Genomic DNA, 20,330 nt, shown 5'->3' on the forward strand with positions numbered 1-20,330 from the left:
TCCAAGCAGTCGGGCATCCAGACCACGCTGCTGGCCAACACCAGCCTGGCCGCGCTCAAGGCGCAGGTCCAGTCCGGCGACGTGCAGTGGGACCTCGTTGAGATCACGGCCCCGGAGTACGAGACGGCGGTAGCCGAGGGGCTGCTGGAAGAGCTCGATTACGACATCATCAGCGACAAGGGCCTGCCCGGGTACGCCAAGGCGGAATACGGCATCAAGTACCTGAGCTTCCTGTTCGTCATGGCCTGGGACCAGAACGTCATCCCGGATGCCCAGGCGCCCAAGGACTGGGCGCAGTTCTTCGATCAGGACAAGTACAACACCAAGCGCTCCGTCTACAACCAGCTCTCGGACAGTTCAGTCCTCGAGGCGGCGCTGTTGGCGGACGGCGTCCCCTTCGACAAGATCTACCCGCTCGACGTGGACCGCGCACTGCGCGTCCTGGGCCACCACCCGGGCAAGGACCGCCTGCTGTACCACGCAGCCAACCAGGAGCCCATCCAGCAGCTCACCTCCGGCGAGGTCTCGCTCTCCACCAGCTTCAACAACCGGATTAACGCAGCGCGCACTGACGGCGCGAAGCTGAACTTCTCGGCCGAAAACGCGGTACTCGCAGGGGACTATTTCGTGGTGCCGAAGGGCGCGAAGAACAAGGAGGCTGCCTTCAAGCTGATGAACTTCATGTCCAACGACGCCGAGGCCGGCGCCGCCTTCGACAAGGTCACCAACCTGACCCTCGCCAACACGCCGGCGCTGTCCAAGCTGCCCAAGGAGATCGCCGACACCCTCCCCACGAGCCCCGGGCTAGCCGACAAGATCCTGGTCCGGGACGACAAATGGTGGTCCCAGAACCTCAAGAAGACCGAGCAGCAGTTCAAGCTGTGGCAGGCCAGCTGAGATGAGTACTGCAACCCTGCAACGGTCCCGGCCGGACGGCCGCGGTGCGCCTCCCTCCGCAGAACCAGCACCCCGACGGCGGCGCACCGGCTGGTGGCTGCTGCTGGCCCCGATCCTCGCCTTCGACGTCGTCCTGTTCCTGACTCCGCTTGGAAAACTCGTGGCGTCAAGCTTCGCCGACAATGCCTACCAGCGGGTGCTGGAGGACCCGCTCGTGGTGCGCTCGCTGGTGAACACGCTGACCATCAGCCTCGCATCCACACTGGTGACCGTGGCCCTGGGCTACGTCATTGCGGTGGTGCTCTGCAGCGCCGGCAACGTCATGCGCGTTGTTCTCTTCGCCGTCGTGCTCCTGCCCTTCTGGACCGGAATCCTGGTGAAGAACTTCGCCTGGGCGGTGCTGCTGCAGGACAACGGCATCGTCAACGCGTTCCTGCAGGGCATCGGCCTGACCGACGCGCCGGTGGAACTCCTGCACAACCGGTTCGCCGTCATCGTCGGAATGGTCCATTGCCTCCTCCCGTATGCGGTGTTCCCGATCTTCTCGTCGCTGACATCCATTGACGACAGGCTTGGCCTCGCGGCCCGCTCACTCGGGGCCTCCGAGGCCTCCGTGTTCCGCAGGATCACCTTGCCGCTCAGCGCCCCGGGCGTCTCCGCCGCAGGCCTCCTGGTCTTCATCATCAGCACGGGGTTCTTCATCACACCGGTGGTCATGGGAGGCCCCGGCGACATGATGATCGCGAACCAGATTGACTACTACGCACGCCAGCTGACGGACTTCTCCGGAGCCGCAGCCCTTGCTGTGGTCCTGACGGTCATGGTCAGCATCCTGGTGGCGGTATACCAGCGCGTACTCAAAGCAGGAGGACAGCATGAAGACAACTAGCCCGCAGCACCGCCTCGTTGCGTTGCTTTCCCTGCCGGTCTTCCTGTTCCTGGTGATCCCCACGGCGATCGTGGTGCCGGTGGCACTCAACGACAGCCGGTACATCACTTTTCCGCCCGAAGGGCTGTCTTTCGCAGCGGTGGCAGGTTTCTTTGCCGACAAGGCGTGGACCTCGGCCCTGACGGCCAGCCTGCAATCGGCCGGAATCGCCGTCGTCATCGGGGTCCTGCTTGGCGCCACCGCGGCCATTGGCATGCACGGGCGCAAATTCACCGGACAACCAGCGTTGGTGGGGCTGATCCTGGCGCCGATGATTGTCCCCACCGTGGTGCTGGCTCTGGCGTTCTACCAGTTCTTCATCGCGATCGGGATGGTTGGCAGCATCCTCCCCATCGGCCTGGCGCACGCCGTGATTGCCACGCCGTACGTCTACCTCACCACCCGTGCGAGCCTGGCCGGACTGAACCCGGCGCTGGTCCGGTCAGCACAAAGCCTCGGCGCCGGGCCGCTCTCCGTGCTGCGCCACGTGTATTTGCCGATCATCCTGCCCGGGCTGATCTCCGGAGCACTGTTCGCCTTCTCAGTGTCGATTGACGAGACCGTGATGTCCCTGTTCATGCAGTCGCCGGCCGCGACCACCCTGCCCGTGAAGATGTTCACGGACATCCAGTTCAACCTGACTCCCAAGATCGCGGTCTCATCCGCCCTCCTGGTCAGCGTGGCCACCTTCGGGCTCCTCCTCCAGGTCATGTTCGTCCTGAGGCGCCGCTCCACAACCCGGATGCTGCCGCTGGCCGCACCCGCCCACACGTAAAGGAATAAGCCGATGAGCACATCAATGATTTCCGCACAGCAAAAGCCCAGGGCCCACGCCGCCGCCCAGGGATCGATCGAACTCCGTCAGGTCCGCAAGAGCTACGGCGACGTCGTGGCCGTGGACCAGATGGACTTGACCGTCCAGCCCGGCGAGTTCGTCACCCTGCTCGGCCCCAGCGGGTCCGGCAAAACCACCACCATGATGATGGTGGCGGGCTTCGAGGACCACACGTCCGGGACTGTGCTGATCGACGGCAAACCCGTTGACACGCTTCCGCCGCGGGACCGGAACCTTGGCGTGGTGTTCCAAAACTATGCGCTGTTCCCGCATATGAGCGCCCTTGAAAACGTGGAATTTGCTCTCCGCATGCGCAAGGTGCCCCGCGCGGAACGGCGGCGGCGCGCCGAGGAAACCCTGGTCAGGGTGGGTCTGGGAAAAATGGGAGACCGGAAGCCGCGCCAGCTGTCGGGTGGGCAACAGCAGAGGGTGGCGCTGGCCCGGGCTCTGGTGTTCAACCCCGCTGCCCTCCTTCTGGATGAGCCCATGGCCGCCCTGGACAAGCGGCTCCGCGAGCAAATGCAGGAGGAAATCAAGACGCTGCAGAAGAGCCTCGGCATCTCGGTGCTGTTCGTCACCCATGACCAGGACGAAGCGATGGCGATGTCCGACCGGATCGTGGTGATGAAGGACGGCAAGATTGTCCAGTCCGGAGCGCCGGAAGACGTCTACAATCATCCCCTCACGGACTGGGTGGCCAGCTTCCTCGGCGACACGAACCTGATTCCGTGCACCATAGTGGAACGCAAGGGTGACGAAGCGGTGGTGGACCTTGGCGGACTGGGTCTCGCCCGCGTACGCGACCGCGGCGCGATTGGAAGGAATTATGCTGTCTCAATCCGTCCCGAGCACCTCAAATTCAGTTCCCCGGCTGCAGGTGGCAACGGCTGCGCCGCCAAGCTGGTCACCTCCACCAATCTGGGCGCAACGATGCGGCACCGGCTTACCGCCGGAGGCCATGAACTTCAGCTGCGCGAGCTGAGCTCCGATTCCACAGCCCGGTTCCTGCCGGACGACGAGCTGTGGGTGCACTGGGACGCTGACAAGGCCCAGCTTCTGGTGCTGGAAGGCTAAGCCAGGCCCCCCGGAGGCAAGACGCCGGGGTGATCCGTCGGGATCATTCCGCCGCCGGCGTCCCGGCCCGACACATAAGCGGGACCTTTGTCCCTGTTAGGCTCCCAACACTCCGGCCTAGACTGGCCGGATCCTCCATCCTCCCGCAACGCGGCCACGCGGCCTTCGCGGCCACAGGGAATTGAACAGCGCTGCAGCGCAGGGTGGTGAAGCAGGTTCCGGACCTGCCAGGGGAGGATGCATCAGTACTTCATGAATCACAGCTGGGCCCCCGTCTTGGGCGCCCGTGAAACCAGGAGGAATGGGATGACAGGGAACAAAGCCGTTGCCTATAAGGGGCCGGGCAAGGTCGAAGTGATCGACATTGACTACCCGAGCTTCGAACTGAAGGACGGGCCGGGCGTCAACCCGGCAAACGTGGGGCGCTCTGTTCCCCACGGAGCAATCCTCAAAACGGTCGCGACAAACATCTGCGGTTCGGACCAGCACATGGTCCGTGGCCGGACCACCGCGCCGTCGGACCTGGTGCTCGGCCACGAAATCACCGGTGAGGTGGTGGAAGTGGGCCCAGGCGTGGAATTCATCAAAGTAGGAGACTTCTGCTCCGTCCCCTTCAACATCGCGTGCGGGCGGTGCAGGAACTGCAAGGAACGCAAGACCGGCATCTGCCTCAACGTGAATCCGGACCGTCCGGGAAGCGCCTACGGCTATGTGGACATGGGCGGCTGGGTGGGCGGCCAGGCGAACTACGTCCTGGTGCCCTACGCCGACTGGAACCTGCTGAAGTTTCCGGACAAAGACCAGGCCCTGGAGAAGATCCTCGACCTGGCCATGCTTTCGGACATCTTCCCCACGGGATTCCACGGTGCGGTCACCGCGGGCGTCGGTGTGGGCTCCACCGTCTACATTGCGGGCGCGGGCCCTGTCGGCCTGGCTGCGGCCACCAGTGCGCACCTGCTCGGCGCCGCGGCAGTGATCGTCGGCGACCTCAATGAGCAGAGACTGGCACAAGCCCGTAGCTTCGGCTGTGAAACCGTTGACCTCACCAAGGGCGGACCCGCGGAACAGATCGAACAGATCCTCGGCGTCCCGGAAGTGGACTGCGGCGTTGACGCCGTCGGGTTCGAGGCGCGCGGACACGGCTCCGGAGCGCAGGAAGCCCCCGCCACGGTCCTGAATTCGCTGATGGAAATCACGGCTGCGGGCGGTGCGCTGGGAATCCCGGGGCTTTACGTCACCGGAGACCCTGGCGGTGTGGACGAGGCGGCCAAGAAGGGGTCGCTGTCGCTAAGCCTCGGCACCGGCTGGGCCAAGTCGCTGGGCTTCACCACAGGCCAGTGTCCTGTGATGAAGTACAACCGGCAGCTGATGATGGCCATCCTGCATGACAAGGTGCACATCGCCAAGAACGTCAACGCCAAGGCGATCGGACTGGATGATGCACCGAAGGGCTATGCCGAATTCGATGCCGGTGCGGCCACGAAGTATGTGCTGAATCCCAACGGCTACCTGAGCTAGCCGCCCGGTACCTGAGTAACCACCTGCCGGCGGACACACACCTGGGCGGGTGTGTGTCCGCCGGACTACTCGTTATTGCCGTTTTTTCAAACATGCCCACTGAAGTTTGCACATTGTTGGCCGAATGTCTGATTGGATAGACATTACTGAGAGGGACACTGGAGGCGCCGCTTCCAACCAACCACGAAGGCAGTAATGGAGCTCATCGAGGCCGAACACCCCCGGCCACGTCATTTTCTACTCCACCTGAGCGATCCCCACTTGTTGGGAGGTCCGGATCATCTTTATGGCGCAGTGGACAGCGAAGCCCGCCTGAAACAACTGTTTGAGGAAGTCAGAGCCTCAGGGGCCCGTCCGGAAGCCGTGATTTTCACCGGCGACCTGGCTGACCAGGGTGAACCCGAGGCCTACGTAAAACTTCGGGCCATTGTGGAACCCGCCTGCAAGGCAATGGGCGCCCAGGTCATCTGGGCCATGGGAAACCACGACGACCGTGAGAACTTCCGAACCGGGCTGCTCGACCAGACCGGAAACGACTCGCCGGTGGACCACAGCTACTTCATCAACGGCCTGCGGGTGATCACGCTGGACACCTCTGTGCCGGGCTTTCACCACGGTGAGCTCAGCGATGCGCAGTTGGCATGGCTCGCCGCGGAACTGGAGACGCCCGCGCCGGACGGCACCATCCTGGCACTGCACCATCCTCCGGTGCCCTCCGTGCTGGACCTGGCCGTCCTCGTGGAGCTACGTGGCCAGCCGGCCCTGGCCAGGGTCCTGCGTAACTCCGATGTCCGCACCATTCTGGCCGGCCACCTGCATTACTCCACCACTGCCAGCTTCGCAGGCATCCCCGTTTCGGTGGCCTCCGCCACCTGCTACACGCAGGACCTGAACGTACCGGTGGGCGGCACCCGGCCCCGTGACGGCGGCCAGGCTTTCAACCTTGTGCATGTGTACGAGCACACCATCGTGCATTCTGTTGTTCCCATCGGCAGTGCAGCGGCAGTGGGCGAGGTGGTGACTGCGGCGGAAACCCAGCGCCGGCTGGCGGCGGCCGGCATCCGGATTCCGCGGCAGGCAAGAACGCAGGGTAACCCGCCCACCCAGAGCATCCCCATGATCCGGCTGGGCAGCGGCGGCTGAGCAGCCCTACTTTTCCCAGGGCGCCTTGATGGGGTAGTACTTCTCCAGGAACGCCGTGACCAGCTCCGCACGTTCCTCGGCGGGCACCTCGGGGAAGCTGCCGTCGTTCAGGCAGAAGAAGTCCATATTGCGCTTGGACAGGAGTTTGGGCAGGTAGTTGAGGCCCGCCCGGGCGGTGGTGTCCACGTACTTGACCTTCGCAGCAGTCTGGGTCACCGCCCGTCCGGTCAGCAGGGCGTAGTAGTGGTAGAACGAATTCGTCACGGAAATGTTGTCCGCCGCGCGGAACCGGCTGGCCGCGGTCTTGGCGAACTCCGCCGGGAACTCCTCTTCCATGGTGGCTACAACGCTCCGCCGGAGGGGCGCCGCGGTGTGCTCCAGGTGGCGGGTGGTGATCCGGCCAAACCGGTCCCACAGCAGCTTCCGGTTCACCCTTGCCGCGTTCTCGAAGCCGCTTCGTTCCGCGTCATTGTCGCCCAGCCCGATCCGGGTTTCAGCTTCGATGAACTTCGTGATTCCGCCAGGCGTAAAGAACAGGTCCGGACCCACCGGGCGGCCGAAGAACATGTCGTCATTGGAATAGAGGAAGTGCTCTGACAGCCCCTCGATGTGGTGCAGCTGGCACTCGACAGCCTGCGAGTTGTGCGTCGGGAGCACAGACGGATCCGCGAAGAATTCCTCGCTGTTCACAATGGTCACCGTGGGGTGGTCGGCCAGCCAGGCCGGGGCAGGGGAGTCCGTGGCGATGAAAATCCGCCGCACCCACGGCGCGAACATGTACACCGAGCGCAGGGCGTACTTCAGTTCGTCGATCTGGCGGAAACGGGCCTCGTGGTCGTCGCCTTCTCCCACGACCACTCCGGCCATCCGGGCGCGCCGTGCCGCGATGTACTCCGGGGAACTGCCGTCCACCCAGGAAAACACCATGTCGATGTCGAAGCTGATGTCGCTGGCGTGGTCCGCGAACATGTTCTCGATGGTGGGCCAGGTGTGCCCGTAGCGTTCCACGGTGCCTCGGACGGCGTCGGTGCTCAGCATGGTCCGGCGGGTGAGGGAGTTTTCAATGGGCAGGATCAGCTGGTTGCCTTCGAAGCTCCAGAGTTCGATCTGCACGCCCGCAGAGGAACCGAACTCGAACCCGCCGTCGGGCTCCACCCGCGGCCGGTACAGCCGGAAGATCCGCGCATGGCGGTTGGGCGAGAGATCACCGTCGGCAACCAGGACCGAGGACTTCTTCTTGGCGTCCACTGTCATGGAGTAGACCGGCTCGTCGCGGCACGCCTCCACCAGCGCGGCCCGAAGCTTCTTCCGGTCCTTCCAGTCAAGAGCAATGACGGGCCGGTGGTTGTTGCCGCGGACCAGGAGATAGTCCAGGCCCGCCCCGGCAAGGACATTGCGGATGAACAGCAGGTCTTCCACCATTGCCTGGTACGGCGTGCGGTTGGAATTGATCAGCGCATATCGCCCACGGTGGCGAACTACATCGGCGCGGTGTTTCAGGCGTGCAACAGCGGCCGGCGACGTTATCTCGGGGTGGCTCCTGCCGTCGTCGGAAGCCTGACCGCCGTAGTAGATCTCATCCTGAACGAGTGCGTCTGTAATGGTGTTTCTCCGAGCTGTTTTCTATGGGGGCCTACCTGCATGATATCCCGCGTAAAAAAACTGCACGAATTCCCACGCGGGCTGCCGCGCCCGGCGCGCCGCCGGACTGAAAGCGCGGCCTAGCCGGCCACTGCGTCCCGCCAGCTGCGCAGGAACGCCCCTCCGGCGTCGTCGTGGATGACGTCCTCGGCGAGCCCCAGGTCCGCGGCAGTCAGCACCTGGTACGGCTTGATGGGAACCCCGTCCGCCGGGCGGACGTCCACATGCTTGACCTCGTGATCGTTGTGGTGCAGCCAGTCGGCCATGGCGTAATCGGTGCGTGAATCGCCCACCGTGCGCCAGGCCTGCGGCCGGATCCCCTGCGCCGCCAGCAGCTCGACGGCGCGGCTGGCACCCAGGTCCTTGCCCAGCCGCACGGACTCGATGTCCGTGGAGATGATGGTTGGATCCACGCGGTAGTCGATCTGGTCGTCGGAATCGGGGGCGTGGTGGTCCAGCCGGACCACCCCAAGGCCGTGGCGTGCCATCAGTTCCATGGCGTCGGCGTCGAACAGTTTCTGCTCGTCGAGGTAGTCCTGGCTGGGCACATCAATGTGTTGCTCCACGGACACCATGGCCCGCTTGGTTTCGTCGAAGAACATGTGCTTGTCGTAGTCCTCGGCCACCAGCCGGCGGACGTCGTCGCCGTAGGCGCGCGGAACGGCGAGTTCGTGGTCAACGTGCACGGGGCCGGGCCCTGCGGCCGTGTAGCTGAACCAGACGGCGCCCTTTTCGCAGATCGCGTGGATGACCGTTCCCGCGGGCATGCCCGCGGCGATCATCGGCTCCATGACCTGCTCGCGGATGAATGCGTCCGAGCGGCCCGTGTTGAAGACGACGGGAATTCCAGCCGCGGCCAGCGCCACCATGTCCGCAATGATCTCCGGCTTCACATTGCGGGTGACGGGACTGGCCACCGGGCCGTCGACGTCGAGCAGGAGGGCAAGCGGAGGAGCCGACGGCGACGCGGCAGCGGGGTTCTCGGGTGAAGTCATGGTTCCATTCTCGCAGTCCGGGCAGGCTCGACGCCGAATGTTGCCTCGATCGGCACTCGGACGGCAATGGTCACCGTTTGGCTACAACCTTGGGACCGCGCTGGGTCATTCGTTCCCTTGGCCGGGCAACTTCCATAGGCTTGCAGAGTGATATTCAAAGCTGTGGGCGAGGGACGCCCTTACCCCGACCATGGTTACAACACCCCAAGGAGTGGGCTGCGCTTCCGCCGCGTCCCGTCCGCCTCGATGAGCTGGTGACCACCAAGCGCACCCTTGACCTGGAGGCGCTCCTCGCCGAAGATTCCACGTTCTTTGGCGATCTGTTCCCCCATGTTGTGCAGTACCGGGGGATCCTCTACCTCGAGGATGGCCTGCACCGCGCCGTCCGGACCGCCCTGCACCAGCGCACCGCCATCCACGCCCGCGTGCTGGTGATAGATGGCTAGGAAGCCCAGGGACATTACGGTCCTGCACGGACACCGCGTAGTTTCCGGATCGGAGCTGCGGGCCACGTTCGTGGAGCCTGAGGACACCGGGGACAATCCCGTCCGGGTGCGCCTCAGGATCCTGCACGGAGCGGTGCTGGTGCTGCTGGTGGGGCTGATCGCCGCTGCGATCATTGTGGCGCTGGCCATCATGAACGGACAGATCAAGATCCCCACGGCGGAGCGGAGCCGGGCAGCGGTGTCGGCGTGCCCAACGGCCACGTTTGATTACACGCCCAATGACAAGGTCAGCCTCAACGTCTTCAACGCCACGAACCGTCCCGGCCTTGCACGTTCCGTGGCCGATGAATTCCTGGCCCGGAAATTCGCGGTGGCCGACGTGGGCAACACCCAGTCCGGCTACCGGGGCGTCGCCGCGGTAATTTCCGGGGCTGCGGGGCAGTCAGCCGCGTTCAGTGTCCAGCGCAACCTTCCCGAATCGGATTACTTCCAGGATGGCCGCCCGGACGGCAGCGTGGACGTGATCCTCACCGGTGAGTTCAAGGAACTGACGGCCCCTGGGCTGGTGGACCAGACACCGGGGAAGCTCAGCTGCCCGCGCGAGAGCCGCCGCATAGTGGACAGCTCCAAATGGCCGGTGATCCCCAAAGCGGGGTGAAGCTAAAGGGGGCCGAGGCGGACGGGCTGGCCGCCGTCGTCGAACCTGGCTCCGGCACCCAACTGGATGAACCGCACCGTGCGCAGCACGGCGTCAGGGGTACCGTCGCCCCGGGCCGCGCTGGAGGACAGCGTGCCGTGGATGAGCTGCGCCAGCTGCACAATGTCCGCGGCCGGGAGGTAGCCCTGCGCCATCGCGTCGCTGAGGATGTCCTGCAAAAGCAGGCTGAGTTCACCCACATGGTCCGCGAGCTTGGAGAAGGACGCCGGCGAGAGCACCGCCGCCATCGCCGGGCCGGGCGGCAGGTGGCGGCGGCTCAGGTCCTCCACCTGGGCGCGGACATAGAGTGCCAGCCGCTCAACGGGGTTCTCCAGGGATTGCAGCGACTCGCGCAGGCCCACGAGGAAGCGCTCGGTCTCGTCCAGGGCGTAGGCGATCAGGAGCTCTTCGATGTCCGCGTAGTAGTTGTACACGGCAGTGCGTCCGATGCCGGCATGACGGGCCACATCCGTCATGGTCAGTCCGGGCAGGCCGTGGGTGAAGAGGAGTTCGCCAAAGCCCGTCAGGATGCGGCGTTGGGTCTCGGCTCGTTGGGCAGCATTCGTGGCGGCCGAAATCCTAGGCATACAGACACTTTACAGCGATCTGTCAGCAAACCTCGGCAGGCGGGCCTGTGGCTCAGATCGCGCAGCCGTCCGGGCCGCACGCTTCGGCGCTGGTTTCGGTGCCCGGGGCCGCGGCGCCGGCCATCACCAGCGGCTGCTTCTCCTGCCACGCCTGGGTGAGTGCCTGGCTGAACATTGCCGACGGCTGGGCCCCGGACAGCCCGTACTTGCGGTCGATCACGAAGAACGGTACGCCGCTGATCCCGAGGGCCCGGCCTTCCTCGAAATCGTGCCGGACGTCGTCGGCGTACCTGTCGGTGGTGAACAGCTCGTCCAGCTCACCGGCGCCGATCCCAAGGTCGAGTCCCAGCGCCGTGAGGTATTCCCGGCTGCCAATGTCCTTGCCATGCTCAAAGTGGTCGCTCAGCAGGCGCTCCTTGGCGGCATCCTGCTTCCCGTGGGCAGCGGCCAAATGAATCAGCCGGTGGGCCGTGAAGCTGTTGGCAACCACGACGGCGTCGAACCGGTAGTTCAGGCCCTCGCCCTTCGCCTGTTCCGCCACGTGTTCGAACATCTGCGAGACCTGCGCCGGGGCCATGCCCTTGCGGGTGCTGAGGTACTCAAGCTCGGTGCCGTCATAGTGCTCGGGCAGCGTGGGGTCCAGCTGGTAGCTGCGCCACTGCACCTCCACGGAATCGCGGTGCGGGAACTCAGCCAGGGCAGCTTCGAAACGGCGCTTGCCGATGTAGCACCAGGGGCACGCGACGTCGGACCAGATCTCAATCTTCATGCTCGCCACAACCCGCTGCCGGCCGGATCCATTCCTCGGCAGGCATGTCAGCTTCGTCACTGTTGGAGCGCGAACCGGCAGCAGATGCCCTCACAGCGGGGATTTGAGGGCATCAGCTGCCAGTTCGCGCTGGGGAGTGGGGAGTGCGCGCTCCATCACGAAGTCGTGCTCCACCGTGCTGCCCAGGGTGAAGGACTTGGTGCCGACTTTCCGGAACCCCGACTTCTCGTAGAAGCGGATGGCCTTGGCGTTCTGGCTGTTGACGCCCAGCCAGATCCCGTTGGCCCCGGCGGCTGAAGCTTCGCTGATGCTGGCCTGCATCAGCTCAGCCGCAGCGCCCAGACCGTGATGGTCGGGGTGGACGTAGCATTTGCTGAGCTCGGTGGCCGGAAGGGCCGTCAGCACGGCCGCGACCTCCGGATCCCCTGGGGGACGGTCCACCAGCATGCTGTAGCCACGGAGTTCGCCGTCGGAATCGATTACCAACACCGTGATCCCGGGGTCCGCCAGGTAGTTTTGGAAGTTTGCTTCGCTGAGCGTTGCCGCCAGGTGTGCGGCGATATCGGCGGGTGTGGACTCCGGCGGGCAGGCGAGCGGAAAGGTGACGGCGGCAAGCGCGGCCAGCCGGCCGGCGTCGTCCGCGGTTGCTTTCCGGATGGTGTGCGTCATGCCTAGAACTCTAGTCCGCGGCTTCCTTGAGGTATGTCCCGATGCTGCGGTTGGCGATCAGCGAGCCGAGCCGCCAGGCGTCGTGGTGGTCAAAGCTGGGGAAGACCAGTTCTTCCTCGTGCCCGCGCAGTTCGGCGATCCGCGGGGAGACGGCGTCAGTCATTGCTGTTCCCTTCGGGTGTGGAATCAGCGTCGTAGCTAAGGCCGATCTGACGGCGGATCTCGTCCATGGCGGCCATGACGGCCAGGCTCCCGCCCGGGGGAAGAACCCTGCCCGCTGTCGCGCCGGCCCGGACCAGCCGCTCCATCTCGGCGGCCTGGAACTGCATCCCCCGGCTGTTCACGGGCTGATGGAACTTCTCCTGAACGTTTCCCTGGGAGTCGAACCGGGTGAAAGGAGTGGGGTTGTACCAAGTGGACTCGATGTCGATCCACCCTTCGGTCCCGATGACCACTGCCCGGTTGGGGCCGGCGGCATCCAGCTCACAGTCCAGGAGGGCCTGCTGTCCCTGTGCGTATTCGAAGATCGCCGCGGTCTGACGGTCCACGCCCGTGGCCGTCATGGAGGCGCTGGCCCGGATGTTCTCCGGAGTGCCGAAGATGTCAATGGCGAAGGAAACAGGGTAGACGCCGAGGTCCAGCAGCGCCCCGCCTCCCAGGGCAGGATCGTTCAGCCGGTGGGCAGGGTCCTTGGGGAGGTTCTGGTTGTGGCTGGCGATGATCTTTCGGACCTCGCCGAGCGTGCCGTCCTGGATGATCTCGCGGAGCCGGATCATATGCGGGAGGAAGCGGCTCCACATGGCCTCCAGCGCCACAAGGCCTTTGGCCTCAGCCAGCGCAAAGATTTCCTGCGCTTCCCGGGCGTTGATGGTGAACGGCTTCTCCACCAGCACGTGCTTTCCGGCATTCAATGCGAGCAGGGCGTGGGCATGGTGGTATGTGTGCGGCGTGGCAACGTACACAACGTCGACGTCCGGGTCCGCGACCAGTGCTTCGTAGCTCTCGTGGGCAGTCGGAATGCTGAACTTTTCACTGAACTGCCGGCTCGATTCCGCGTTGCGGGAACCTACGGCCTGCACGGTAAAACCGTTCTCGATCAGGTCCTGCGTTTGCAGGCCCGCGATGAATCCGGTGCCGAGGATTCCCCAGCGGACTTGTCCGTCGGAAGTGCCATTGGGGTGGTTGGTCACGTTAGTCCTTTGTTGTATCGGTGGTGGCGAGTGGGTACGCAACGTACGCGAACCGGGTGGAATCGGGGGACCAGCTGTTGACATTGAGCGTCCCCTGGCCGCCGAAGAGATGCCTGGTCTGCAGCGGTGTGGTCCAGTCGCCGGCAGGGACAAGCACGACGTCGACCGGCAGGTCCGCGGGGTGGCCCACCGTGCCGCCCGGGAAGCGGATGTAGCTGGCCAACTGTCCGTCGGGGGAGAGATGGGGAAACCAGTCGACGGTTTCACTCTCCATCAGTTGTTCCGGCGCGCCGCCGCTGGAGTTTCCGTCCGGTGCCGGGATCCTGGCCAGCTGGGCATGCCCGGGTTGGTCCGTGAACGCTTCGGTGTTGAAGTACAGCCATTCGCCGTCCGGAGAGTACTCGGGACCGTCGCAGTGCCCGTCGACGTTCAGCGGGGTGGTGGCCCCGCCGCTGACCGGGACTGTCATGAGCCTGCCCGGCTGGGTGAAGTCGCCGGCTTCGATGCCCACATAGGCCAGCTCCCGCCCATCCGGGCTCACTCCATGGAGGAAATGAAAGGACCCGTCGTCCACGGTGATCATCCGGGCCGCACCGCCGTCGAGTTCCGCGCGGTAGATGTGGCCGTCATTCCCCGAGAGGAAGATGCCGGTGCCGTCGGGCGCCAGGACGTGATCGTTGTTAAGGTCCGGGATACCGGTTAGGGGCACCTGCGCGACTTTACGGCTCTCCACATCGAACGTCCAGAGCTTTCCGTCCCCGTTAAGGACGAGTGCCGTGCCGTCGAGGGTCCAGTTGGGCGCCTCCAGGAGGACGTCGTCCGCCGCGTACACCAACTCGCGCTCGCCGGTGACCGACGCGATCCAGACCTCGCGGCGCTGGCCGGGCTGGAGGGTCCGGATCACTGGACTTCCCCGGGTTCCGCCCCCTGCACGACATCAGAGAGCTCCATCAGCCCTAGTCCTTGCTGCTGAAGGCGGCGTCGAAGCTTGTCTGGGAGGCGGGGAAGTCGAACTTCTTCAGCGCTGCGAGGGCTTCGGGGGCGCCGTGGAGGCGGTCCATGCCGGCGTCTTCCCACTCGATGGAGATGGGCCGTGGTAGCCGATCGCGGTCAGCGCCCGGAAGGAGGATTCCCAGGGGACGTCGCCGCGTCCGGCCGAGACGAAGTCCCAGCCGCGGCGTGGGTCGCCCCAGGGCAGGTGCGAGCCCATCACGGTGTTGCGGCCGGTGGGGCGGAGCTTGGTGTCCTTGCAGTCCACGTGGTAGATCCGGTCCTTGAAGTCCCAGATGAAGGAGACGGGGTCGATGCCCTGCCACATGAAGTGGGACGGGTCCCAGTTCAGCCCGAACGCCGGGCGGTGCCCGATTGCTTCGAGGGTGCGGACGGTGGTCCAGTAGTCGTAGGCGATTTCGGAGGGGTGGACCTCGTGGGCGAAGCGGACCCCGCATTCGTCGAAGACGTCCAGGATGGGGTTCCAGCGGTCCGCGAAGTCCTGATAGCCGGCCTCGATGACCTTCTCCGGGACCGGCGGGAACATCGCGACGTATTGCCAGATGGAGGAGCCGGTGAATCCGACGACGGTGTCGACGCCGAGGGCTTTGGCGAGCCGGGCGGTGTGCTTCATTTCCTCCGCGGCGCGCTGGCGGACGCCTTCGGGGTCGCCGTCGCCCCAGACCCGGGACCCGACGATGGCTTCGTGCCGGAAGTCGATGGGGTCATCGCAGACGGCCTGGCCCTTGAGGTGGTTGGAGATGGCCCAGACCTTCAGGTTGTACTTCTCCAGCACGGCGAGTTTGGACTCGACGTAGCCGGGCTCGTCCCAGCGCCAGGCGTCCAGGTGGTCCCCGGAGACGGCGATTTCGAGGCCCTCGTAGCCCCAGCCGGAGGCGAGGCGCGCGACTTCCTCGAAGGGCAGGTCGGCCCACTGGCCGGTGAACAGGGTATACGGGCGGGACATGTCAGGATCCTTCGGTGGCGGGGACGGTGGCGGGGGTGGTGAGCTGGATGAGGGAGGACTTGGCGTTGGCGGATTCTTCGATGGCGGACAGCACCCGCTGCACGGCCAGTCCCTCTTCGAACGACGGCGACGGGGCGGTGCCGCCGCTGATCGCGGTGAGGAAGTCCCGGATTTCGTGCGTGAAGGTGTGTTCCCAGCCGATCACGTGGCCCTGCGGCCACCAGGCATCCATGAACGGGTGCTCGGGTTCGTTGACCAGGATCCGCCGGAAGCCCTGTTCCCGGACCGGGACGGTGGCGTCCATGAAGCCCAGCTCGTTGATGGCTTCCAGGTCAAAGAGCAGGGATCCCTTGTCCCCGTAGATCTCGAGTTTCAGGCTGTTCTTCTGGCCGGTGGCCATGCGCGAGACCTCCACGGAGGCGATGGTCCCGGAGTCCAGGGTCAGCGTGGCCCAGGCGGCGTCGTCGACCGTCACCTCTTCCAGGCCGTCCGCCCCGGGGCGGTGGGACACGAAGGTGTGCAGCCGGCCGGAAACCTCGGTGACCGTGCCGCCCAGCAGGAACAGCACCTGGTCGATCGCGTGGGAGGCGATGTCGCCCAGGGCCCCGGACCCGGCGGTTTCCTTGTTCAGCCGCCAGGTCATGGGGGAGTCCTCGTCCACCAGCCAGTCCTGCAGGTACGCGGCGCGGACGTGCCGGACCGTGCCCAGCCGGCCTTCCGCGATGAGCTCCCTGGCCAGGGCCAGGGCAGGGACGCGGCGGTAGTTGAACCCGATCATCGACTGCACGCCGCGTTCCCGGGCCGCCGCGGCGGCGTCAGTCATCGCTTCGGCCTCGGCGAGGGTGTTCGCCAGCGGCTTCTCGACCAGGACGTGCTTGCCCGCCTCGAGCGCCGCGATGGCGATCTCGGCATGCATCCAGCCCGGGGCGCAGATGTCCACGATGTGGATGTCGTCCCTGGCGATGACGGAACGCCAGTCTGTCGCGGATTCCGCCCAGCCGTACTTGGCCGCGGCTGCGGCGACTTGTCCGGCGCCCCGGCCCACGAGCACCTTCTGCTCGAAGGCCGGGACGTCGAAGTAGGATGCAACATTCCGCCACGCGTTCGAGTGGGCCTTGCCCATGAACGCGTAGCCGATCATCGCCACGCCCAGGGTCCTGCTGCCCGGGTTGGTGCCGTCCTTGCTGTCTGGGGAGTTCATTGCCTGATTCCTAGAGTGTGGAAGCGCTGGGGTCCCAGTCCTCGGGGAGGGCCTGGGATGCGGGAGCGGAGCTTTCGACGTTGACAAAGGTGCCGGATTCGACGGACTCGGAGATCGAGACCATGGTGTCGAGCACGTGGTAGGCGAGGTTGCCCGTGGCGCGGTGCGGGACACCGGCACGGATGGAACGGGCCATGTCCAGCACACCCATGCCGCGGCCGTTGGACGGGCCGGTGGCGGGGATGACGGTCCAGTCTTCGTCGCCCGCGCGCCAGAGCCGCACGTCGCCGTCGAAATAGTTGGGATCCGGGAGGGAAATGGTGGCTTCCGTGCCGGTGATCTCCACGAAACCCATCCGTTGCCGCGGCGACTCGAACGAAAAGACGCTGTGCGAGGACTGGCCGCCCTCGAACTGGGCCATCGCGGACACGTGGGTGGGCACTTCGACCGTGAACTCCTCACCAAGCTTGGGGCCGGAGCCGATGACCCGGACTTCCTTGGCCTTGGACCCGAGGGCTGCAACGCGGCGCACGGAGCCGAACGTCTGGACCAGCGCGGTGAGGTAGTACGGACCCATGTCGAAAAGGGGCCCGGCGCCGTACTGGAAGAGGAACGCCGGATTCGGGTGCCAGGACTCCGGGCCGGGGGTCTGGAATGTGGTCATGGCGGTCAACGGCGTGCCGATGTCGCCGCGCTCAATCAGCCGCCGGGCGGTCTGCAGCCCTGCGCCCAGGAACGTGTCCGGCGCGCAGCCGAGCCGGAGCCCCGCGGCGTCCGCTGCCTTCAGCAACCCCAGCCCCGAGTCGCGGTCCAGCGAGAATGGCTTCTCGGTCCACACATGCTTGCCGGCGTTGACGGCGGCGGTGGCCACCTCCACGTGCGCGGCCGGGATGGTGAGGTTGACGATGATTTCGACGTCGGGATGGTTCAGGGCCGCGTCCACGCCGCCGGACTCGGCGATCCCGTATTCCTTCGCCCGGGCGGCGGCGGAGTCCTCGAAGAGATCGGCGATGACGTGGACCAACAGGTCCGGGAAGACCGTGAGGTTATCCAGGTACTGCTTGCTGATGTTGCCGGCGCCGATGACGGCGACTCCCACCGGCCCCCGGCGGGATGAAGCGCCGCTCATGCCCGGGCTCCTTGGCTTGCATCGGCGTTCAGGAAGGCCAGGCTCTGGGTGATGCCGTCGAAGATCTCGCCGGAGTAATCGTCGAACTCCACGACGCCCACTTCCAGGGACTTCGCGGCGCCGATGACGTCCCACACGGCGATCTTGCCCTGCCCGGCGGGCTGCTGTGCCTTGGTGTCGGTGTTCAGCGGGCCGTCCTTGATGTGGATGAACTTCACCCGGTCACCGAGTTTTGTCAGGATGTCGACGGGGTCCTGGCCGCCGACGGCAACCCAGTAGGTGTCCACTTCCAGCACCAGCTCCGGGTCCAGGAGGTCGGCGAAGTACTCCAGCGCCGTGCGGCCCTCGATGGTGGACTCCAGTTCCCAGGCGTGGTTGTGATATCCGACGCGGATGCCGTATTCGGCGCCCTTTTTGGCTGCTTCGTTGAGCTTCGCGGCGGTGGCCTGGATATCCTCGGCCTTCTGCCAGTGCTCGGCCGGCAGGAACGGGTCGATGACGGTGCTGATGCCCAGTTCCTTGGCGGCGGCGAAGATCTCATCCTGGTCCTGGCTGAGCAGGGGTGCGTGGCCGGACGGGGCGGTGAGGCCGTTCTCCTTCAGGGCGGCACCGAGTTCCTTGGCCGTGGCCACGAAGTTGTAGGGCTCGACCTGCGTGAAGCCGATCTCCGCGACCTTCCTGATAGTGCCGGGCAGGTCTTCCTGGATGGCGTGGCGCAGGGTGTAGAGCTGGAGTGAGTAGGACATGTTGTTCCTTTGCGGGAGTTTGTTCGAAATAGGGATCAGGGCCTAGCGGCCGGCGAGGGAGCCGCCGATGCCGCCGACGCTGAAGTACTTGTTCAAGGTGGCGAAGACGATGATGGGCGGGAGCATCATCACCACGGCCAGTGCCATGACTGAGGTCCAGTCCGTGGCGTTCTGCTGGAAGAAGGACTGCACACCCATGGGGAGGGTGAAGATCTCGTTGGAGCGCAGGAACACGATGGCTACGAGGTAGTCGTTCCAGGCCAGCAGGAAGGCGAAGATCGCGGTGGAGAGGATGCCGGGAAGTGAGTTTCGGAGCACCACTTTGGTGAACGATCCGAAGACGGAGCAGCCATCGATCCATGACGCTTCTTCGAGGCTGATCGGGATGGAGTCGAAGTAAGCGGCCATCATCCACGTCGCGACGGTCATGGTCGAGCCGACATAGATGATGGTGATGCCCAGCAGGTTGTCCACCAGGCCCATGCCTGCGAACAGGATGAAGAGCGGGACCACGGAGGTGATGATGGGCAGTGACTGCATGACGAACAGCAGCAGGGAGTACCCGGAGACGGCCTTGCTGCGCCCGCGGGAGAGGACGTAGCCGGCCGGTGCGGCCACCGCGACGGACACCACCACGGTGGAGAGGGTGGTGATCAGGCTGTTCTGCAGCCAGGTGGCCGCCAGCGTGCCGGAGAACACGTTGGCGAGGTTCTCGAATGTCAGGCCGGTAGCGGTGCTGGTGGGCCCGGGGGTGAAGGCGAGCACCACCGTGACCATGATCGGCACCAGGACTATCGCGGTGATGAGCAGGATGGCGGTGAACCGCCACCAGCGGCCGCGATCGCCCGCTTCGGAGAGGACGCGCTTGTTCTTGGCCGGTCCGGCGACGCCGAGGACTGGCCCGGACTGGGGATGGGCGTGGACTGCTGCGCTCATTATTCGACGCTCGACTTTCGGATCTGGCGGTACAGAAGAACGGAGATAACCACCAGGGTCATGGTCATCAGGAACGCGATGGCCACGCCGGGTCCGGTGGCGAAGTCCTGGAAGACCGTGCGGTAGGCCAGGACCACCAGGGAAGTGGTGGCGTTGACCGGGCCGCCGCCTGTCAGCAGGTAGATGGTGGGGAAGTCATTGACGCAGAAGATCGTCATCAAAATCCAGGAGATGTAAGTGGACCGGGCAATCAGGGGCAGGGTGATCTGGCTGAACTGCTGCCAGCGCGTGGCGCCGTCCATGCTGGCCGCTTCGTAGACGGTGGTGTCCACGGAGGCGAGGGCCGCCGAGATCATCATCATCATGAACGGGAAGCTGACCCAGACCTTGAACACCATCACGGTGATGGCGGCGAGATTGGGATCGGCCAGGAACAGCGGAGTGCCCAAACCGAAGTTGCGGAAGAGGGAAGGAATGAGGCTGTCCGGAGTGGCCACCAACCAGTTCCAGGCGGTCGAGGACACCACAATGGGGACGACCCAGGGCAGCAGGAGGAGGACCTTGAAGGTGCCGCCGGCGGGGATTCTGGTGCGGAGTAACAACGCCAGGCCCAGGCCGACCAGCCAGGAGCCGAACACGCCGACGATGGTGAACATCAGGGTGAACTGCGCCGCCTTCCAGAAGGCCGGGGAGGACAGGACAGCGGCAAAGTTGTCGCCGGCGACGAAGTTTCCAGTTTGCAGCAGGTCTCCGTCGTGCGTGGCCTGGACTGCCGCGTAGATAAGGGGATAACCGTGGATCAGGACCAGCAGGACCACGGACGGGATCAGGAGCCAGATGAACGTCCTGGTGGTTTGAGCGGACAGCTTGCTCTTGCGGTTGCCGCTCCCGCTCCCGCCCCCGCCGGGAGCGATTCCCTTGCGGGCCCGGCTAAGTCCGGACTGCGCTGTAGTGGTTGTCATGGACTGGCCG

General features: G+C 65.2%; 20 protein-coding genes and 2 pseudogenes. 8 read left to right on the plus strand and 14 right to left on the minus strand.

All coding sequences use genetic code 11. The annotated features are described in order from the left end of the window. The first annotated feature begins 45 nt into the window (after window positions 1-45). The 6 genes from FCN77_RS03210 (at window position 46) to FCN77_RS03235 (ending at window position 6,395) form a co-directional block, all read left to right on the plus strand. Window positions 46-897 (plus strand): extracellular solute-binding protein, encoded by an 852-nt coding sequence (locus FCN77_RS03210; RefSeq protein ID WP_254678985.1) that lies wholly within the window; start codon window positions 46-48, stop codon window positions 895-897. Window position 898: 1 nt separating this feature from the next. After that, window positions 899-1,786 carry an ABC transporter permease gene (locus FCN77_RS03215; RefSeq protein ID WP_137321093.1) on the plus strand — a complete coding sequence of 296 codons (888 nt, stop codon included), beginning with the start codon at window positions 899-901 and terminating at the stop codon, window positions 1,784-1,786. Then, window positions 1,773-2,600, plus strand: coding sequence for an ABC transporter permease (locus FCN77_RS03220; RefSeq protein WP_137321094.1), 828 nt, complete (start codon window positions 1,773-1,775; stop codon window positions 2,598-2,600). Before FCN77_RS03215 ends, FCN77_RS03220 begins: the two co-directional genes overlap by 14 nt. A 12-nt stretch (window positions 2,601-2,612) precedes the next feature. Then, window positions 2,613-3,734 carry an ABC transporter ATP-binding protein gene (locus FCN77_RS03225; RefSeq protein WP_137321095.1) on the plus strand — a complete coding sequence of 374 codons (1,122 nt, stop codon included), beginning with the start codon at window positions 2,613-2,615 and terminating at the stop codon, window positions 3,732-3,734. A 306-nt stretch (window positions 3,735-4,040) separates the two neighbouring features. After that, on the plus strand, window positions 4,041-5,252 hold the full coding sequence (gene fdhA / locus FCN77_RS03230) for a formaldehyde dehydrogenase, glutathione-independent (protein ID WP_137321096.1): 1,212 nt from the start codon (window positions 4,041-4,043) through the stop codon (window positions 5,250-5,252). A 195-nt stretch (window positions 5,253-5,447) separates the two neighbouring features. Next, window positions 5,448-6,395, plus strand: coding sequence for a phosphodiesterase (locus tag FCN77_RS03235; protein ID WP_137321097.1), 948 nt, complete (start codon window positions 5,448-5,450; stop codon window positions 6,393-6,395). Window positions 6,396-6,401: 6 nt separating this feature from the next. Here the strand turns inward: FCN77_RS03235 and FCN77_RS03240 are convergent, their stop codons facing one another. Together FCN77_RS03240 and FCN77_RS03245 are read right to left on the minus strand one after the other, a co-directional pair. Next, window positions 6,402-7,817 carry a stealth family protein gene (locus FCN77_RS03240; protein ID WP_137321098.1) on the minus strand — a complete coding sequence of 472 codons (1,416 nt, stop codon included), beginning with the start codon at window positions 7,815-7,817 and terminating at the stop codon, window positions 6,402-6,404. A gap of 299 nt (window positions 7,818-8,116) precedes the next feature. Next, a complete protein-coding gene (locus tag FCN77_RS03245) occupies window positions 8,117-9,031 on the minus strand; it encodes a hypothetical protein (RefSeq protein ID WP_137321099.1) in 915 nt (304 codons plus the stop codon). 147 nt (window positions 9,032-9,178) lie between these two features. On the opposite strand from FCN77_RS03245, the pseudogene FCN77_RS03250 reads away from it, so the two are divergent. Continuing rightward, window positions 9,179-9,477: pseudogene (locus tag FCN77_RS03250) on the plus strand (type II toxin-antitoxin system VapB family antitoxin). After that, entirely contained in the window at window positions 9,470-10,135 is a 666-nt protein-coding gene (locus tag FCN77_RS03255; RefSeq protein WP_137321100.1) for a LytR C-terminal domain-containing protein, read from the plus strand. Before FCN77_RS03250 ends, FCN77_RS03255 begins: the two are co-directional and overlap by 8 nt. A 2-nt stretch (window positions 10,136-10,137) precedes the next feature. Here FCN77_RS03255 and FCN77_RS03260 read toward each other — a convergent pair whose 3' ends face one another. The 12 genes and pseudogenes from FCN77_RS03260 to FCN77_RS03310 form a co-directional block, all read right to left on the minus strand. Then, the gene (locus FCN77_RS03260; RefSeq protein WP_137321101.1) at window positions 10,138-10,761 is read right to left on the minus strand and encodes a TetR/AcrR family transcriptional regulator; all 624 of its coding nucleotides are present in this window, start codon (window positions 10,759-10,761) and stop codon (window positions 10,138-10,140) included. Between the two features lie 52 nt (window positions 10,762-10,813). Then, window positions 10,814-11,530 carry a DsbA family oxidoreductase gene (locus FCN77_RS03265; protein ID WP_137321102.1) on the minus strand — a complete coding sequence of 239 codons (717 nt, stop codon included), beginning with the start codon at window positions 11,528-11,530 and terminating at the stop codon, window positions 10,814-10,816. 90 nt (window positions 11,531-11,620) lie between these two features. Then, on the minus strand, window positions 11,621-12,199 hold the full coding sequence (locus FCN77_RS03270; protein ID WP_137321103.1) for a GNAT family N-acetyltransferase: 579 nt from the start codon (window positions 12,197-12,199) through the stop codon (window positions 11,621-11,623). Window positions 12,200-12,209: 10 nt separating this feature from the next. Then, window positions 12,210-12,362: a hypothetical protein gene (locus tag FCN77_RS25785; protein WP_175417083.1), complete on the minus strand. Its 153-nt coding sequence runs from the start codon at window positions 12,360-12,362 to the stop codon at window positions 12,210-12,212. Beyond that, window positions 12,355-13,389: a Gfo/Idh/MocA family protein gene (locus FCN77_RS03275; protein ID WP_254678828.1), complete on the minus strand. Its 1,035-nt coding sequence runs from the start codon at window positions 13,387-13,389 to the stop codon at window positions 12,355-12,357. The genes FCN77_RS25785 and FCN77_RS03275 overlap by 8 nt, the downstream gene beginning before the upstream one ends. Window position 13,390: 1 nt before the next feature. Further along, window positions 13,391-14,293 (minus strand): PD40 domain-containing protein, encoded by a 903-nt coding sequence (locus FCN77_RS03280; protein ID WP_137321105.1) that lies wholly within the window; start codon window positions 14,291-14,293, stop codon window positions 13,391-13,393. Between the two features lie 52 nt (window positions 14,294-14,345). Continuing rightward, window positions 14,346-15,346: pseudogene (locus FCN77_RS03285) on the minus strand (sugar phosphate isomerase/epimerase family protein). A 1-nt stretch (window position 15,347) separates the two neighbouring features. Continuing rightward, a complete protein-coding gene (locus FCN77_RS03290) occupies window positions 15,348-16,547 on the minus strand; it encodes a Gfo/Idh/MocA family protein (protein ID WP_137321106.1) in 1,200 nt (399 codons plus the stop codon). A 10-nt stretch (window positions 16,548-16,557) separates the two neighbouring features. Continuing rightward, window positions 16,558-17,676, minus strand: coding sequence for a Gfo/Idh/MocA family protein (locus FCN77_RS03295; RefSeq protein WP_137321107.1), 1,119 nt, complete (start codon window positions 17,674-17,676; stop codon window positions 16,558-16,560). Then, window positions 17,673-18,422, minus strand: coding sequence for a sugar phosphate isomerase/epimerase (locus tag FCN77_RS03300; RefSeq protein ID WP_137321108.1), 750 nt, complete (start codon window positions 18,420-18,422; stop codon window positions 17,673-17,675). Before FCN77_RS03300 ends, FCN77_RS03295 begins: the two co-directional genes overlap by 4 nt. Window positions 18,423-18,464: 42 nt before the next feature. Next, complete coding sequence (locus FCN77_RS03305) at window positions 18,465-19,358, minus strand: carbohydrate ABC transporter permease (protein ID WP_137321109.1); 894 nt, start codon at window positions 19,356-19,358, stop codon at window positions 18,465-18,467. Further along, window positions 19,358-20,320: a carbohydrate ABC transporter permease gene (locus tag FCN77_RS03310; RefSeq protein ID WP_137321110.1), complete on the minus strand. Its 963-nt coding sequence runs from the start codon at window positions 20,318-20,320 to the stop codon at window positions 19,358-19,360. The genes FCN77_RS03305 and FCN77_RS03310 overlap by 1 nt, the downstream gene beginning before the upstream one ends. Window positions 20,321-20,330 lie beyond the last annotated feature (10 nt).

The sequence above is a fragment of the Arthrobacter sp. 24S4-2 genome (genome assembly GCF_005280255.1).
In the GTDB taxonomy this organism is placed as follows: domain Bacteria; phylum Actinomycetota; class Actinomycetes; order Actinomycetales; family Micrococcaceae; genus Arthrobacter.

What these genes read in the sequence shown, in the direction of transcription:
- FCN77_RS03215 (WP_137321093.1), top strand. Translation starts at nt 899, where the DNA reads ATGAGTACTGCAACCCTGCAACGGTCCCGGCCGGACGGCCGCGGTGCG.
- FCN77_RS03220 (WP_137321094.1), top strand. Translation starts at nt 1,773, where the DNA reads ATGAAGACAACTAGCCCGCAGCACCGCCTCGTTGCGTTGCTTTCCCTG.
- FCN77_RS03225 (WP_137321095.1), top strand. Translation starts at nt 2,613, where the DNA reads ATGAGCACATCAATGATTTCCGCACAGCAAAAGCCCAGGGCCCACGCC.
- fdhA (WP_137321096.1), top strand. Translation starts at nt 4,041, where the DNA reads ATGACAGGGAACAAAGCCGTTGCCTATAAGGGGCCGGGCAAGGTCGAA.
- FCN77_RS03235 (WP_137321097.1), top strand. Translation starts at nt 5,448, where the DNA reads ATGGAGCTCATCGAGGCCGAACACCCCCGGCCACGTCATTTTCTACTC.
- FCN77_RS03240 (WP_137321098.1), bottom strand. Translation starts at nt 7,817, where the DNA reads ATGGTGGAAGACCTGCTGTTCATCCGCAATGTCCTTGCCGGGGCGGGC.
- FCN77_RS03245 (WP_137321099.1), bottom strand. Translation starts at nt 9,031, where the DNA reads ATGACTTCACCCGAGAACCCCGCTGCCGCGTCGCCGTCGGCTCCTCCG.
- FCN77_RS03255 (WP_137321100.1), top strand. Translation starts at nt 9,470, where the DNA reads ATGGCTAGGAAGCCCAGGGACATTACGGTCCTGCACGGACACCGCGTA.
- FCN77_RS03260 (WP_137321101.1), bottom strand. Translation starts at nt 10,761, where the DNA reads ATGCCTAGGATTTCGGCCGCCACGAATGCTGCCCAACGAGCCGAGACC.
- FCN77_RS03265 (WP_137321102.1), bottom strand. Translation starts at nt 11,530, where the DNA reads ATGAAGATTGAGATCTGGTCCGACGTCGCGTGCCCCTGGTGCTACATC.
- FCN77_RS03270 (WP_137321103.1), bottom strand. Translation starts at nt 12,199, where the DNA reads ATGACGCACACCATCCGGAAAGCAACCGCGGACGACGCCGGCCGGCTG.
- FCN77_RS25785 (WP_175417083.1), bottom strand. Translation starts at nt 12,362, where the DNA reads ATGACTGACGCCGTCTCCCCGCGGATCGCCGAACTGCGCGGGCACGAG.
- FCN77_RS03290 (WP_137321106.1), bottom strand. Translation starts at nt 16,547, where the DNA reads ATGAACTCCCCAGACAGCAAGGACGGCACCAACCCGGGCAGCAGGACC.
- FCN77_RS03295 (WP_137321107.1), bottom strand. Translation starts at nt 17,676, where the DNA reads ATGAGCGGCGCTTCATCCCGCCGGGGGCCGGTGGGAGTCGCCGTCATC.
- FCN77_RS03300 (WP_137321108.1), bottom strand. Translation starts at nt 18,422, where the DNA reads ATGTCCTACTCACTCCAGCTCTACACCCTGCGCCACGCCATCCAGGAA.
- FCN77_RS03305 (WP_137321109.1), bottom strand. Translation starts at nt 19,358, where the DNA reads ATGAGCGCAGCAGTCCACGCCCATCCCCAGTCCGGGCCAGTCCTCGGC.
- FCN77_RS03310 (WP_137321110.1), bottom strand. Translation starts at nt 20,320, where the DNA reads ATGACAACCACTACAGCGCAGTCCGGACTTAGCCGGGCCCGCAAGGGA.